The sequence below is a fragment of the Tepidamorphus gemmatus genome (genome assembly GCF_004346195.1).
GTDB classification, from domain to species: Bacteria; Pseudomonadota; Alphaproteobacteria; order Rhizobiales; family Tepidamorphaceae; genus Tepidamorphus; species Tepidamorphus gemmatus.
Map to the genome: position 1 here is coordinate 22210 of NZ_SMAK01000001.1, position 15084 is coordinate 37293.

Annotated in this window: 10 protein-coding genes and 1 pseudogene; 5 read left to right on the forward strand and 6 right to left on the reverse strand. The window is 68.4% G+C overall.

All coding sequences use genetic code 11. The features are described from left to right. Positions 1-48: 48 nt before the first annotated feature. Positions 49-2160 (forward strand): 3-hydroxyacyl-CoA dehydrogenase NAD-binding domain-containing protein, encoded by a 2112-nt coding sequence (locus EDC22_RS00125; RefSeq protein ID WP_132804584.1) that lies wholly within the window; start codon positions 49-51, stop codon positions 2158-2160. Positions 2161-2304: 144 nt separating this feature from the next. Here the strand turns inward: EDC22_RS00125 and EDC22_RS00130 are convergent. Both EDC22_RS00130 and EDC22_RS00135 read right to left on the reverse strand, forming a co-directional pair. After that, positions 2305-3009: pseudogene (locus EDC22_RS00130) on the reverse strand (zinc-binding dehydrogenase); the annotation flags it as partial. 178 nt (positions 3010-3187) lie between these two features. Then, positions 3188-4051, reverse strand: a complete 864-nt coding sequence (locus EDC22_RS00135; protein ID WP_165926732.1) for a pentapeptide repeat-containing protein — start codon at positions 4049-4051, stop codon at positions 3188-3190. A gap of 255 nt (positions 4052-4306) precedes the next feature. Between EDC22_RS00135 and EDC22_RS00140 the strand changes: the two genes are divergently transcribed. From EDC22_RS00140 to EDC22_RS00150, 3 genes are all read left to right on the forward strand, one after another. Further along, positions 4307-5323, forward strand: coding sequence for an acyltransferase family protein (locus EDC22_RS00140; RefSeq protein ID WP_132804587.1), 1017 nt, complete (start codon positions 4307-4309; stop codon positions 5321-5323). A gap of 68 nt (positions 5324-5391) precedes the next feature. Further along, on the forward strand, positions 5392-8430 hold the full coding sequence (gene polA / locus EDC22_RS00145; RefSeq protein ID WP_132804588.1) for a DNA polymerase I: 3039 nt from the start codon (positions 5392-5394) through the stop codon (positions 8428-8430). Positions 8431-8812: 382 nt separating this feature from the next. Then, complete coding sequence (locus tag EDC22_RS00150; RefSeq protein WP_245499554.1) at positions 8813-9928, forward strand: TRAP transporter substrate-binding protein; 1116 nt, start codon at positions 8813-8815, stop codon at positions 9926-9928. 30 nt (positions 9929-9958) lie between these two features. Here EDC22_RS00150 and EDC22_RS00155 read toward each other — a convergent pair whose 3' ends face one another. Next, positions 9959-11347, reverse strand: a complete 1389-nt coding sequence (locus tag EDC22_RS00155; RefSeq protein ID WP_132804589.1) for a leucyl aminopeptidase family protein — start codon at positions 11345-11347, stop codon at positions 9959-9961. A gap of 284 nt (positions 11348-11631) precedes the next feature. On the opposite strand from EDC22_RS00155, the gene EDC22_RS00160 reads away from it, so the two are divergent. Continuing rightward, positions 11632-12411, forward strand: coding sequence for a tetratricopeptide repeat protein (locus tag EDC22_RS00160; RefSeq protein ID WP_132804590.1), 780 nt, complete (start codon positions 11632-11634; stop codon positions 12409-12411). A gap of 158 nt (positions 12412-12569) precedes the next feature. Here EDC22_RS00160 and EDC22_RS00165 read toward each other — a convergent pair whose 3' ends face one another. Genes EDC22_RS00165 through EDC22_RS00175 form a run of 3 tightly spaced genes read right to left on the reverse strand, consistent with a single transcriptional unit; the run spans position 12570 to position 15072 of the window. Continuing rightward, positions 12570-13289 (reverse strand): GntR family transcriptional regulator, encoded by a 720-nt coding sequence (locus EDC22_RS00165; protein WP_132804591.1) that lies wholly within the window; start codon positions 13287-13289, stop codon positions 12570-12572. A 50-nt stretch (positions 13290-13339) separates the two neighbouring features. Continuing rightward, the gene (locus tag EDC22_RS00170) at positions 13340-14623 is read right to left on the reverse strand and encodes a TRAP transporter large permease (RefSeq protein ID WP_245499555.1); all 1284 of its coding nucleotides are present in this window, start codon (positions 14621-14623) and stop codon (positions 13340-13342) included. Then, on the reverse strand, positions 14620-15072 hold the full coding sequence (locus EDC22_RS00175) for a TRAP transporter small permease (RefSeq protein WP_132804592.1): 453 nt from the start codon (positions 15070-15072) through the stop codon (positions 14620-14622). Before EDC22_RS00175 ends, EDC22_RS00170 begins: the two co-directional genes overlap by 4 nt. Positions 15073-15084: the final 12 nt, after the last annotated feature.

The window sequence follows — 15084 nt, forward strand, 5'->3', positions numbered from 1 at the left end:
TGAATGCCGGCCATCCGCGACAGGTCGGGCAAGACAGGGGAGACGTTCATGAGTTCCGTCGTCGACGTGCGCAGGGACGGCGACATCGCCGTCGTAACCATCGACAATCCGCCGGTGAATGCGCTCGGCCATGCGGTCCGCAGCGGTCTTCATGCGGCGATGCGGGAGCTGCGCGACGACGCCTCGGTCAAGGCCGTGGTGCTCGCCGGCGCGGGGCGCACCTTCCCCGCCGGGGCCGACATCACCGAGTTCGGCAACCCGCTGCAGCCGCCGGGTCTCGGCGAGGTGATCGAACAGATCGAGGCAATGCCGAAGCCGGTGATCGCCGCCCTGCACGGGACGCCGCTCGGCGGCGGCTTCGAGCTGGCGCTTGGCTGTCATTGGCGCGTCGCGGCGAAGGGCACCCGGCCGGGGCTGCCGGAGGTCAAGCTCGGCATTCTGCCCGGAGCGGGCGGAACCCAGCGCTTGCCGCGCCTGATCGGCCCGGTGGAGGCGCTGCCGATCATCGTCGGTGGCGAGCCGATCCCGGCCGAACGGGCCTTGCAGCTCGGAGCGATCGACGAGATCGCCGAGGGAGACGTGATCGAGGCAGCGATCGCCTTCGCGCGCAGGGTCCTTGCGGAGAAGCGACCGATCGTGCGCGTCAGCGAGCGCGAGGACAAGATCGCCGCGGCGCGCGCCGACCGGTCCGCCTTCGAGGCGGCTGCGGCGGAGGCCACCGCGCGGACCAGGGGGCTCGAGGCGCCGGTTGCCTGCGCAAAGGCGGTCGGATTCGCCATCGACCTGCCGTTTGCGGAAGGGCTGAAGCGGGAGCACGCGCTCTTCCTCGACCTCGTCAAGAGCGACCAGTCGAAGGCGCAGCGCCATCTGTTCTTCGCCGAGCGCGAGGCGGCCAAGGTTGCCGACATGCCGAAGGACACGAAGCCGCGGCCGGTTGTGCGCGCCGCCGTGATCGGCGCCGGCACGATGGGCGGCGGCATCTCGATGTGCTTCGCCAATGCCGGCATTCCGGTGACGATCGTCGACGCCACCGAGGAGGCTCTCCAGCGCGGCCTCGGCACCATCGAGAAGAACTACGGAATCTCGGTGTCGCGCGGCCGCATGAGCGCTGACGACCTGACGGCGCGCATGGGGCTGATCTCCGGCACCACCGACATGACCGCCGTCGCCGACGCCGATATCATCATCGAGGCGGTGTTCGAGGAGATGGAGGTCAAGCGCGACATCTTCGGCAGGCTCGACAGGATCGCCAAGCCCTCGGCGGTGCTGGCCACCAACACGTCCTATCTCGACGTCAACGAGATCGCGCGGGCCACGGGCCGGCCGGGCTCGGTGCTGGGCATGCACTTCTTCAGCCCGGCCAATGTCATGAAGCTGCTCGAGATCGTTCGCGGCAAGGCGACCGAGCCCGAGGTCCTGGCGACCGCGATCGACGTCGCGCGCAAGCTGAAGAAGGTTCCGGTGGTCGTCGGGGTCTGCTTCGGCTTCGTCGGCAACCGGATGCTGCGGGCGCGGTCGCTGGAGTCCGAGCGCTTACTGCTCGAAGGGGCAAGCCCGGCCCAGGTCGACAGGGCGCTGACCGATTTCGGCTTCCCGATGGGTCCCTTCGCGATGATCGACCTCGCCGGCCTCGACATCGGCTGGCGCATCCGAAAGGCGATGGGGCCGACTGCTGACGGCGGTCCGGCCCCGATCGCCGATCAGCTGTGCGAGATGGGCCGCTTCGGCCAGAAGACCGGCCGCGGCTTCTACATCTACGAGAAGGGCGCGCGTGGCGGGACGCCGGATCCTGAGGTTGCTGCGCTGATCGAGAGGACGGCGGCCGACATGGGCATCGTCCGGCGCGAGATCAGCGACGAGGAGATCGTCGAGCGGCTGATATACCCCATGATCAGCGAGGGTGCGAAGATCCTCGACGAGGGGATCGCCCAGCGGCCGGGCGACATCGACATCGTCTGGGTCAATGGCTACGGCTTCCCGGTGCGGCTCGGGGGACCGATGCACTGGGCGGACACGGTCGGTCTGGCGCATATCCGCGACCGGCTGCGGCACTGGGCGCAGTTCAATCCTGCGCTTCAGCCGGCGCCGCTGCTCGAGCGCCTCGCGGATGAAGGCCGCGGCTTTGCCTCGCTGCGCACGGGCAGGGACAAGGCAGCCTGAGCGGGTCGCAGCTTCGCCATGCAGGCGCGTGCGACGGGCCGCGCCTGCCGATCGCATCTTGCGGACGGCCGCGAGGCCGATCCGGGATCGGCAGAGGTGCCACTGGCGTCGCCTGTGGCGCAGGCCGGGGGCTGCTTGCGGGTCTCACGGCGTGATCGCGACCTTCAGCACGCCGTCGCGCTGGTTGGCGAACAGGTCGTAGGCGGCCTCGATGTCGTCGAGCCGGAAGCGATGGGTGAGCAGCGGCCGGGTGTCGAGGCGGCCCGAGGCGATCACCTCCATCAGCCGACGCATCCGCTCCTTGCCGCCCGGGCAGGGCGTGGTGACGATGGTATGGTCGCCGAGCACTGCGAGGAACGGCCCGAGCGGGATCTTGAGATCGCCGGAATAGATGCCGAGCGAAGACAGCGTTCCGCCCGGCCGCAGCACTCTCAGCGCCGCCTCGGAGGTCTCCTGCCGGCCGAGCGCCTCGATCGCCACGTCGACGCCTCGGCCGTCGGTCAGCCGCATGATCTCGTCGACGGGATCGACCCTGGTGAAGTCGAGGACGTGATCGGCTCCCATCCGGCGGGCGATCTCCATGCGGCCCGCGACGGCATCGACGCCGATGATCATCGTCGCACCCATCAACCGTGCGCCCGCGGTCGCGCACAGACCGATCGGCCCCTGCGCGAACACCGCCACCGTGTCGCCGATCTTGACGCGGCCGCTCTCGGCGCCCGCAAATCCGGTCGACATGATGTCCGGGCACATCGGCACCTGTTCGTGACCGATCGTCAGGCCCCTTGCGACGGGGTACTCGCCCTTGAGGATATGAACATCGGTTCCGCAGATGGTCGTGGTGGTGATGCTGGCTGGCGGCGCGGTCAACGGCAAGCGCGTGCACGGTGACTGGCCGGGACTTGCGCCGGCGCGCCTGTACGAGGGCAGCGACCTCAGGGCGACGACTGATCTGCGCGCCGTGTTCAAGGGCATCTTGGAGGATCATATCGGTGTGCCGAGGCGCCTGCTCGACATGACGGTCCGGTCATTCGCCGGCAGGCGCCGCGCTGCGGCAGGGAGCAATGGTCAGGCCCGGCGGCAGCCGAGTATCGGCATCACCGCAGGCGGTCGACAGACGGCTCTGGCGCAATCCCTTCGTCCCCGTCAGATCGGCACCGGAAAGGTTGGTGCGCTGCAGCGTCGTCTGGTCGAGATTGGCGCCGGCGAGGTCGGCGCCGGTCAGATTGGCGTGCGACAAGCGCGCGCCTCTGAGGTCGGCGTCAACGAACCGTGCGCCCTGGGCCTGTATCCTGTCGAGATCGGCCTGCGGCAATCGCGCACCGGTGAAGTCGGCGCCCGCTGCACGGGCGCGTTCGAGCCTCGCGCCGTCGAGCTTGGCGTTCCGGAAGACCGCGCCGGTCAGCACGCTGCGCTTGAGACCGGTATTGCGCAGGTCCGCGTCGCTGAAATCGGCGCCGGACAGATCGGCGCGGTCGAGGTCGGCATTGCGGATGTCGGCGTCGCGAAACACGGCGCCGGTGGCCCGACCCTTCTCGAGATCGGAGGCGAGCATCAGCGCGCCGGTGAAGTTCGCCCCGGCGACGTCGGCCTCCTCCATCTCGGCCCGCTGCAGATCGGCCTTGGCGAAATCCGCGTCGGGGAGACGCGCATACTTCAGGTCGGCGTCGCGCAGCACGCTGCGGGCGAGGCGGGCCTGCGGCAGATCGAGCTCGCGCAGGCTGGCAAAGCGCAGGTCGCATTGTTCACAGACACCTTCGACCCTCAGGCGCTCGATCATGGGGCCGGCGTCGGTGCGTTCACCTGTCTGGTCAGCCCAATCCGACCAGTAGAGCAATCCCCCTGCGATGACCACGAGCAGGAGGAACCCGATCAGGACGATCTTCTTCATGTCGCCATCCTGTTGCACGCGCGGCCGGCCGGTGGGCCGGGCGATGCCGGGATGCCTGCGAGAACATCCCGGCAGCGGACTATGCTGCGCCCGACGCTGCTGCGCCAGTGTCTGCATGGCCGCTGCGGTCATCGGGAGCGCGCCGGGCGCGGCGCGATATGCGGTGGTCGGCACGGCATGGCCTTGGCGCGGCACATGCACGGCGGGACGTGGCAACGCAAGAGCGTGCCGAACCGGAGCAAGGTGACCGTCCCGATGCGCTACACCGTTCCATCGCGGGTCGACTGGGTGGATATCGCCAAGGGCATCTGCATCATCCTGGTGGTGCTGATGCATTCGACGCTGGGCGTGGAGAAGGCCGTCGGGGCGGACGGCTGGCTGCACGGTCTGGTGGCCTTCGCCCGGCCGTTCCGGATCCCCGCCTTCTTCCTGATCGCCGGACTGTTCCTGGCTCGCCGCATCGACCAGCCCTGGCGGGCGTATGCCGACAGCAAGGTCCTGCACTTCGCCTATTTCTACGTGCTGTGGCTGGTGATCCAGTGCCTGGTCAAGTGCGGATTGGAGGCCGAGCGTTGGGATCTCGTGCCGCTGCACATGCTCGAGGGGCTGGTGCAGCCCTATGGCACGCTTTGGTTCATCTACATGCTGCCCGTCTTCTTCGTCGCGACCCGGCTGCTGCGCGACGTCCCGGCTCCCGTCGTGCTGGTCGGGGCAGCGATGCTGCAGATCGCACCGATCGAAACCGGGTGGCTTCCCGTTGACGAATTCGCCGACCGGTTCGTGTTCTTCTATGCGGGCCATGCGCTGGCGCCGTTCATCTTCCGGTTCGCCGAGACGGTGCGCAGCGACCATCGGCCGGCGGCAGCCGCGTTGTTGGTCTGGGCGGTGATCAACGGGATCGCCGTCTGGGCCGGTGTGGCGGGGCTGCCGGGCGTGGCGCTGGCGCTCGGGGCAGCAGGTGCCGCAGCGGTCGTCGCCGCTTCGGTGCTGCTGGTGCCGACCATCGCCGCCGTGCCGCTGCGCTATTGCGGCGCGCACTCGATCGTCATCTATCTGGCCTTCGTGCTGCCGATGGCGGCGACGCGAATCGCTCTGGTCACAACCGGCCTCGTGCCCGATGTCGGCACCATGTCGCTGATCGTCACCGTCGTCGCGGTCACGGGGCCGCTGATGCTGGAACGGATCGTGCGCGGCACCCGCCTCGACCTGCTGTTCGTGCGTCCGGCCTGGGCGCGGCTGGGAGATCGCCGGACTCTGGTGGCGGCTGAGTAGCGAGGTAGCGGAATAGCGGACGGCGAAGGGGGTCGCCAAGCCGGCCGGCTCGCGGCATAGTCGCGGCCATGCCAGAGACCCAACCCAACGCCCAGCCACAGCCGATCGGGCCCGGAGACCACCTGTTCCTGGTGGACGGATCGTCCTTCGTGTTCCGCGCCTTCTTCCAGTCGATGAACCAGGCTGCGAAGTACAACTATCGCTCCGATGGCCTGCCGACCGGCGCGGTGCGGCTGTTCTGCACCAAGCTGTACCAGTTCATCCGCGAAGGGGCGGTCGGCATCCGGCCGACGCATCTGGCCATCGTCTTCGACAAGTCCGAAGAGACGTTCCGCAAGGACCTCTATGCGGACTACAAGGCGAACCGGAAGGAGCCGCCGCCCGATCTGGTGCCGCAGTTCCCGCTCATGCGCGCGGCGGTGAGGGCATTCGGGCTCGAGCCGATCGAGAAGGCGGGATACGAGGCCGACGATCTGATCGCCACCTATGCCTGTCAGGCGGCGGCGGCCGGGGCGGACGTCCTGATCATCTCGGCCGACAAGGACCTGATGCAGATCGTCACGCCGCGCATCCAGTTCTACGATTTCGAATCCGGGACCAGGGGCAAGCCCGGCTATCGGCCCGAGCGCAAGATCGACGTCGCCGGCGTGATCGACTACTTCGGCGTTCCGCCGGACAAGGTTACCGACGTGCAGGCGCTGGTCGGTGACGCCTCCGACAACGTGCCCGGCGTTCCCGGAATCGGTATCAAGACCGCCGCGCAGCTGATCGCCGAATTCGGTGACCTCGAGACGCTGCTGGCGCGCGCCGGTGAGATCAAGCAGCCGAAGCGGCGGGAGAACCTGATCGCCCATGCCGACCAGGCGCGGATGTCGAAGGCGCTCGTGACCCTCGACTGCCATGTCCCGCTGGATGTCGATCTGGCAGCCTTGCGCATGCCCGAGATCGACGCCACCCGTCTCGTCGCCTTCCTCAAGGCGATGGAATTCACCACGCTGACCAGGCGGGTGGCCGAGGCCTACGGCATCGACATGGACGCCGTCGCGCCGGATCCCGACTATGCGGCGGGCGCCTACCGGTTCGAGATTGGGCGGAAGGGTTCTGGCGAGACCGGCACCGACGCGGACGCCGAGGCGGGGGCGGCGCCGGCGCCGGGCGGCGAGGAACCCGCCGGCGCGACGCCGCCCGGCACCGAGGCCGCGCCAGGGACGCCGGCGGCGGCGGCGGAGCGGCTGATCGCCGAGGCGCGGGCTGCGGCCTGGGACCGCTCCGCCTACGAGATCCTGCGCACGCGTACAGACCTCGAGCACTGGATCGGCATGGCGCGCGAGGCGGGAGTGGTCGCCGTCGACACCGAGACGACCAGCCTCGATTCGATGCGGGCCGAGCTCGTCGGCGTCTCGCTCGCCGTGGCGCCCGGCCGGGCCGCCTATGTGCCGCTCGGCCACACGGGCGGCGACGACCTCCTGGGCGGCGGGCTGCTGGCGGACCAGATCCCGTTGGCAGACGCGCTCGCCGCGCTGAAGCCGCTGCTCGAGGACCCGTCGATCCTCAAGATCGGGCAGAACATCAAATATGACATGATCGTGTTCGCCCGGCACGGCGTCGCAGTCGGGCCCATCGACGACACGATGCTGCTGTCCTACGCGCTGGACGGGGGCGTCAGCGGCGGCCACGGCATGGACGAACTCGCCCGCCGCTGGCTGAACCACACCTGCATCAGCTACGACGAGGTGACCGGCACCGGAAAGGCGCGGATCGGCTTCGAGCGTGTGGCGATCGACAAGGCGGCCGATTACGCGGCGGAGGATGCCGACGTGACGCTGCGCCTGTGGCGGGTGCTGAAGGCGCGACTGGTCGCCGAGCGCATGGTCACGGTCTACGAGACGCTCGAGCGTCCGATGGTCGGCGTCCTTGCCCGCATGGAACAGCGCGGCATCTCGATCGACCGGCAGATCCTGTCGCGGCTGTCGGGCGAGTTCGCGCAGGCGATGGCGGGACTGGAAGCGGAGATCCACGAGCTTGCCGGCGAGACGTTCAACCTCGGTTCGCCCAAGCAGCTTGGCGATATCCTGTTCGGCAAGATGGGGCTGCCGGGTGCCAGGAAGACCAAGACCGGCGCCTGGGCGACCGGCGCCGACATCCTCGAGGAACTGGCGGATGCGGGCCACGAGCTGCCCCGCAAGATTCTCGAATGGCGCCAGCTCTCCAAGCTGAAGTCCACCTATACCGACCTGCTGCCGGGCTTCGTGCACCCGCAGACCGGACGGGTCCACACCGACTTCGCGCTGGCGGCGACCACGACGGGCCGGTTGTCCTCGTCGGATCCCAACCTGCAGAACATCCCGGTCCGCACCGAGGCGGGCCGCAAGATCCGCCGCGCCTTCGTCGCTGCGCCAGGCTACCGGCTGGTCTCGGCCGACTACAGCCAGATCGAGCTGAGGGTGCTTGCCCACATTGCCGACATTCCGCAGCTTAAGCAGGCCTTCGCCGAGGGGCTCGACATCCACGCGCTGACCGCATCGGAGATGTTCGGCGTCCCGGTGGAGGGCATGGACCCGATGGTGCGGCGCCGCGCCAAGGCGATCAATTTCGGCATCATCTACGGCATCTCCGCCTTTGGTCTGGCCAACCAGCTCGGCATCTCCCGGGACGAGGCGCGCGACTACATCGCGCGATATTTCGAGCGATTCCCCGGTATCCGCGACTACATGGAGGCGATGAAGGCGCAGGCGCGCGACAAGGGCTTCGTCACCACCTTGTTCGGGCGCAAGTGCCACTATCCACTGAGCGAAGCGCGCTCGTCGGCGGAGCGCAGCTTCATGGAGCGCCAGGCGATCAACGCGCCGATCCAGGGCTCGGCCGCCGACATCATCCGTCGGGCAATGGTCCGCATCGAGGACCAACTCGATGCTGCGGGCGCCGAGGCGCGGATGCTCCTTCAGGTCCACGACGAACTGGTGTTCGAGGTGCCGGAGGACGGCGTCGAGGCCGCCCTGCCGGTGATCGTCCGGACGATGGAGACGGCGGCCGAACCGGCCGTTTCGCTGTCGGTGCCGCTCAAGGTCGACGCGCGGGCCGCCGGCAACTGGGAGGAGGCGCACTGAGGTGCGCCTGCCCGCTCGCCCGCCGGACAGTGTCTGCGCGCCGTGAGCCAGACCTCTGGCGATCTCGGGTTGCCGCGCGATGAACCGCGACAGCGTGCGGGCAGGCGTGCAGGCGTCGATGCAGGCATACCGCGTCTGGTCCGGGAAGCCGGCACTGGAAGGGGCCTCGGCCGTCGATGTGACTGAGGCTGCGTGGGGCAGGGCGCAGCGCCGTGGTCAAGCGGCGGCGCAGACAGGGCGCGGGTGCGCCGGCAGGACCAGGGCAGGCGGCTTCACCTCTGCGTTCGCGCAGCACGGCCATGCACCGCCTTGCGTTGATCGGTGCGGGAGCGCGGCTAGAGTAAGGGGGGCACGTCGCGTGCAAACAAGGGAGGAAATGCCGATGAGCGAACGGTCGACCTCGATTCCGTCCATGGATCGTCGCAGGGTCCTGGGTCTGGCCGGGGCCGGCGCGGCCGCGACTCTGACTGCCCCGGCCGTCGTGCGCGCCCAGGAACGGATCACCTGGACGATGCCGATCGCCTGGCCGAAGAACACGCCCGGCGTCGGCGTCAATGCGCAGCGCGTCGCCGACATGATCGGCGAGATGTCGGGCGGGCGACTGACCGTCAACCTGTTCGGTGCGGGCGAACTGGTGCCGCCGTTCGAGGTGTTCGACGCGGTGTCGCAGGGCACCGCCCAGATCGGGCACGGGACCGCCTATTTCTGGCAGGGCAAGAACCCGGCATTCCACTTTTTCACGGGCGTTCCTTTCGGACTGACGGCGCAGGAGCATGCCGGCTGGCTCTATTTCGGCGGGGCGCAGGAGCTGTGGAACCGTGCCTACGAGCCGTTCGGCGTGATCCCGTTCTACGCAGGGTCGTCGGGACCGCAGGCCGGCGGCTGGTTCGGCAAGGAGATCAACAGCCTCGACGATCTCAAGGGCTTCAAGATGCGGATCGCGGGGCTCGGCGGCGAGGTGATGCGCCGGCTGGGGGTGAATGTCGTGCTGCTGCCGCCGGGCGAGATCTTCGCGGCGCTGCAGGGCGGCACCATCGACGCGGCGGAGTGGATCGGGCCGTGGAACGATCTTGCCTTCGGTCTCTACAAGGTGGTCAAGTATTACTACATGCCGGCCTTCCACGAGACGGGGCCGGCCCTGGAGGTGATCGTCAACAAGGCAGCCTACGAGGCGCTTCCGGACGATCTGAAGGCGATTGTCCGACGTGCGGCGATGGCGGCTGCCGACCAGACCTTCGCCGATTTCACCTATCACAATGCCGAGTCGTTCGGCCCGATCCTCGAGCAGGCGGGCGTGCAGTTGCGGACCTGGCCGGACGACGTGGTGATGGCGCTGGCCAAGGAATCCGAAAAGGTGCTCGCCGAGCTCGGCAATGCCAACGCGCTGGCGAAGGAGATCTACGACTCCTTCGTCGCCTATCGCCGCAAGGCCGCCGCCTACGCCAAGGCGAGCGATCAGCGGATGCTGGAGATGCGTTCGATGGCGCTCGGAGTGTAGCGAACCGTTGCCCGCGGGGCCGCGGCCGCCTCAAGCGCCGAAGCGGTCGCGGATCATCGCGTACAGCGCACGGATCGTCTGCGCCTCGCCGCCCTCGGGCCGGGCGGGGCGGCTGGACTGGTTCCAGCAATAGGCGTCGAGATGCGCCCACGCTGTGCCGTCTCCGACGAAACGGCACAGGAAAATCGCCGCCGTGATCGCGCCGGCGAAGGGTGAGGCGCCGGCGTTATTGATGTCCGCCACCTTCGAATCGATCATAGACCCATAGGGGCGCCACAGCGGCAGCCGCCAAACCGGGTCGGCGACAGAGTCGCCGGCGCGCGCAATGGCCGCGGCGAGCCGATCGTCCGGACTGAACAGCGCCGGCAGATCGGGGCCGAGCGCGACCCGCGCGGCGCCGGTAAGGGTGGCGATGTCGATGACAAGCTCGGGCGACTCCTCGCAGGCGAGGCTCAGCGCGTCGGCGAGCACGAGACGGCCCTCCGCGTCGGTATTGCCGATCTCGACGGTCGTGCCGTTGCGACCGCGCAGCACGTCGCCCGGCCGGAAGGCATTGGCACCGATCGCGTTCTCCACCGCAGGGATCAGTACGCGCAGACGGACCTCGAGGCCCGCCGACATGATCATCGCGGCAAGGCCGAGCACGCAGGCGGCGCCGCCCATGTCCTTCTTCATCAACAGCATCGCCGCCGACGGCTTGATGTCGAGCCCGCCGGTGTCGAAGCAGACTCCCTTGCCGACGAGCGTCAGCTTCGGCGCGGTGGCCGCGCCCCAGGTCAGGTCGATGAGCCGCGGCGCCCTGTCGCTGGCACGGCCGACCGCATGGATCATCGGCAGCCGCGCCTCGAGCAGGGCGTCGCCGGTCGTCACCTCGATCGTCGCACCATGGCGGACGGCGAGCGCACGTGCGGCGGCCTCGAGTTCGGCCGGTCCCATGTCGTTGGCCGGTGTGTTGATCAGGTCGCGGGCAAGGTGGACTCCGGCCGCGATCCGCTCGATCTCGGCCGCATCGACACCGTCCGGAGCCACGAGCGAAACCCGCCCGGCGGTTGCCTTGCGATAGGTATCGAAGCGATAGGCACCGAGCAGCACCGCCAGCGCGGCGAGGGCGGCATCGTCGGGCGCGTTGGCGAACCGGTAGGTGCCGGCCGGCAGCTGGTCGACGAGCTTGCCAGGCAGCAGCGGCGTGCGCTCGATGTCGCCCGGCTTGCCGAGGCCGAAGAGGACGAGGCCGAGGCCGCCGTCGGTATCCGGCAGGAGCGCCACGCGGCCAGCCTTCGGCTCGAAGCCGCTTGCCCTCGCGAAGGCCCGCTGGGTCTCGGTCAGCTCCGCGAGACAGGCGTCGATGGCACCGGCATCGACAAAGCGGATCGGCACGGCGCGATCGGCCTCGGTCGGGGGCAGCAGGCGGTCGGTCATCGGCGGCTCCGGATCGGGAATCGTCTTCGGCCCGGACCCTAGAGCAAATCCGCGAGAGGTGGAAACCGGTTCTCGGTCAGGAATTGCGACGAAACAGGGGGTTAGGGAAGATCATCGGGCTTGCGGGACACTGACGGGCTCAGGGCAACCGACCCCACGACGACAGCCGGGTCTGGCGCCCGCAAGCCGCCGGCGCGGTGACTTAACCGACTGTTAGGGTTACCGGAGTATTGACGGCACGACAGGTCGGGTGATGCCCGGGCAGGTAGCGGACAAGGGTGTAGATGTCGGTGCGCGCGTATCGTTCGATGTTCACCTCGGTCGCGGTGCTGGCCGCGGCGCTGGCAGTTGCCGGCTGCAAGACGACTGGCGAGCACACCGGCTCGATCGGCAGGACGGCGCTTGCTACGGCGGAGCCGTCGCCCGAGCTGAAGCGGGCCGCCGAGCTGCAGAAGCGGTACGAACGCAATCCGAAGGACCCCGAAGCGGCACTTGCCTTAAGCGACAGCCTGAAGGCGCTCGGGCGCGACGCCGATGCGCTCGCGGTACTCAAGTCCGCGGCCGATGCCAATCCGTCCAACGCCAAGGTGCTCGCCGCCTATGGGCGCACCTCGCTGAAGCTGGGCAATGCCGGCGAGGCCAATGTCGTGCTGCAGAAGGCGCAGGCTGCCGGGGCGCAGGATGCCAAGGTGCTGTCGGCGCAGGGGGCTGCCCTCGACCAGCTCGGCAAGAACGAGGAGGCGCGCCAGCTCTATGCCCGCGCCCTCGCGCTGGCGCCGGACGATCCTGCGATCCTCAGCAATCTCGGTCTGTCCTATGCCCTGTCGAACCGCATCGGAGACGCCGAGGCGACGCTGCGCCGGGCCGCTGCGGCGCCCGGCGCGGATGCCCGGGTGCGACAGAATCTCGCTCTGGTGTTGGGCCTGCAGGGCAAGTTCGAGGAGGCAGAACGGATCGCGCGCCAGGATCTGCCACCCGAGGACGTCCAGGCCAACATGGCCTATCTGCGCAGCATGATGAGCAGCCCCGCCCGCTGGCAGAAGATCAAGGCGATGAACGGCTGAAGGCGGTTCACGCAGAAACCCTGTCGCCGCCGACGCCGCCCGTCGTCCGCGACGGGACATCCGGCATCATTCCGGACGGCGCAAGGCCGATCCGCGATGGGGCGGGCATCGCAGGCGTGCCGGCTCTGCCATCGCGCTGCTCGTCTCCGGGAAGCATCCTAGGCGAACAGGTCCGGATTGGCCTCGACGATCTGTGGCAGCCGCTCGATCGAACCGGACAGGTGGTGGCGCATGGCGCTCGCGGCGGCGTCCGGGTCGCCGGCCTCGATCGCAGCGACCACGGCGCGATGGCCGGCGAGCACGGACGCAAGCTTCTCGCGGCGCGGCAGATCGAGCGACCGCAGCCGGGCGAGATTGCCGCAGCGAGCGGTGATGTGCCGGTGCAGATTGGACTGTCCGACGCCCTCGAACAGCGCCTCGTGGAAGGCCTCGTCAAGCTGCTTGAACAGGGCGACCTGCTCGACGTCGTCGGCGAGCGCCTCCTGCATCTTCACCAGCCCCTTGACCTTGAGGATCGTCGCCGGATCGCCGATCTCGGCGAGCCGCCGGGCGACGTCGCGTTCGACCGCGGTGCGCAGGAAGTGCTCCTCGCGGATGCGGGCGATGCCGATCCGGGTGACGACCGTGCGCGACTGGGGGAAGGACACCACCAACCCGTCCTGCTCCAGCCGCAGAATCGCCTCGCGAACCGGCGACTGGCTGACGCCGAAGGCATCGGCGAGATCACCGCGCGACAGCGTGGTGTCGGGCGGAAGCTCGATGGCCACGATACGGCGCCGGATCTCCTCGTAGACGCGGGCAGAGGCCGGCACGTGCGAGGTCCGGACCGTTTCGTTCGTGAAGGGCAGGGCTCCGGGCCGGTGGGTGGTCTCGTTCATCTGATCCCGTTCGGCGGGCCGGCGGCGGGGTCGGCTGGTGATCATGGCGATTACATCAAGCTGCGCGGAAGATACAGCGCCAGCTCAGGAAATGCCGCGAGAATCACGAAGAACAGGATCATCGCCATGAAGAAGGGCAGAGATGCCCGAGAGAAGGTGCCAACCTTGCAGCCGAGCGCGCCGCAGACGGTGAACATGATCACGCCGACCGGCGGGGTCACGCCGCCGAAGTTGATGAGGGTGACGATCAGGATGCCCATGTGGATCGGATCATAGCCGGCGCCGACCAGCACCGGCATGACGATCGGGGTAACCAGCAGGATGTTGGCGGCGCCCTCCAGGAACATGCCGCTGATGATCAGAAGGATGATCACCAGGACGAGGATGAACACCGGATCGGAGGTCAGCGTCGTTACCAGCTCGGTGATCTGCTGCGGGCCGCGCTCGAGGGTGACGGCATAGCCGAGCACGGCGGCCATCATGATCAGCAGCATTACCATCCCGAGGTCGCTGACGGATCCGCGGAACGCCTCGTAGGTCCGGGCCCAGTCCAGTTCCCGGTAGACCACGGTACCGATGAACAGCGCATAGGCGACGAGGAATACGCCGGCTTCGGTGGCAGTGAAGAAGCCGAAGCGGAAGCCGACGATGAGGATCACCGGAAAGAGCAGCGACCAGACGCTGTCGAGGAAGCTGCGTGCAAGCTCCCGGCCCGAGGGAATCCGGTCGAGATCCGGCGCGTAGCCATGGCGTCTTGCGACGATCCAGGTGGTCAGCATCAGCACGCCAGTCAGCGCGATGCCCGGGAGGATGCCGGCCAGGAACAACCGGCCGATAGACACCTCGTTGATGAAGCCGAACAGAATGAGCCCGATGCTCGGGGGGATGGTCGCGGTGATGATCGAGCCGAAGGCGAGAATCGCCGCAGTATGGCCCTTCGAATAGCCCTGTTCGAGCATGCCGGGTCCGAGTACGCGGGATTCCATCGCCGCGTCGGCGACCGCCGAGCCGGAGATGCCGCCCATCATGAAGCTCAGCATGATCGACACCTGGGCGAGACCGCCCGCCATCCAGCCGGTCAGCAGGCGCGAGAAGCGGATCAGCCGCTCGGTGATGCCGGTCGCATTCATCAGGTTGCCGGCCAGGATGAAGAACGGCACCGCGAGCAGCGGGAAATTCTGCGTCGCGGTGACCATCTTCTGCAGCACCACCGTGGGCGGCATGGTACCGGTCATCGTGAAGACCGGAATGGCCGCAAGCGCCAGCGCGAAGGCGACCGGCAGGCCGATGACCAGGAAGGCGACGAACAGGCCGCCGATCAGAAGCAGCATCATGTCGTGCTCCGCCCGCGAATGGCCGCATAGAGCTGCACCAGCAGGGTCCGCAGCATCAGGACCAGCCCGAATGGCATCGCAGCGTGGATGTAGGAGGCGGGCATCTGGGTCGCGCCCACAAGGCTGCGATGCATCAGGGCCGTGTTGCGGAGCGAATGGAACAGCAGGAAGCCGAGCAGGCCGATCATCACCAGCAGATTGGCGATCGCCAGGATGCGTGCGGCGGCGGGTGATAGCCGGTCGAGCACCATCGACAGGCCGAAGTGGCGGTCCTGCTGGAGTGCAAGGTCTGCGGCGAGCATCACCAGCCAGACGAACATCAGCTGGGCAATCTCCACCGACCAGATGATCGGCGCGCCATAGGCCCGGGTTATCGCGGCAACGCCGACCAGGAGCACGATTGCCGCGAGCAGAAGGGCGGCGCAGGCAAATTCGACGCGCTGATACATCCGACCGCCCGG

Bases quoted from the DNA above. Each gene is read 5' to 3' on its own strand.
- EDC22_RS00125 (WP_132804584.1), top strand. From the start codon at position 49: ATGAGTTCCGTCGTCGACGTGCGCAGGGACGGCGACATCGCCGTCGTA.
- EDC22_RS00135 (WP_165926732.1), bottom strand. From the start codon at position 4,051: ATGAAGAAGATCGTCCTGATCGGGTTCCTCCTGCTCGTGGTCATCGCA.
- EDC22_RS00140 (WP_132804587.1), top strand. From the start codon at position 4,307: ATGCGCTACACCGTTCCATCGCGGGTCGACTGGGTGGATATCGCCAAG.
- polA (WP_132804588.1), top strand. From the start codon at position 5,392: ATGCCAGAGACCCAACCCAACGCCCAGCCACAGCCGATCGGGCCCGGA.
- EDC22_RS00150 (WP_245499554.1), top strand. From the start codon at position 8,813: ATGAGCGAACGGTCGACCTCGATTCCGTCCATGGATCGTCGCAGGGTC.
- EDC22_RS00155 (WP_132804589.1), bottom strand. From the start codon at position 11,347: ATGACCGACCGCCTGCTGCCCCCGACCGAGGCCGATCGCGCCGTGCCG.
- EDC22_RS00160 (WP_132804590.1), top strand. From the start codon at position 11,632: ATGTCGGTGCGCGCGTATCGTTCGATGTTCACCTCGGTCGCGGTGCTG.
- EDC22_RS00165 (WP_132804591.1), bottom strand. From the start codon at position 13,289: ATGAACGAGACCACCCACCGGCCCGGAGCCCTGCCCTTCACGAACGAA.
- EDC22_RS00170 (WP_245499555.1), bottom strand. From the start codon at position 14,623: ATGATGCTGCTTCTGATCGGCGGCCTGTTCGTCGCCTTCCTGGTCATC.
- EDC22_RS00175 (WP_132804592.1), bottom strand. From the start codon at position 15,072: ATGTATCAGCGCGTCGAATTTGCCTGCGCCGCCCTTCTGCTCGCGGCA.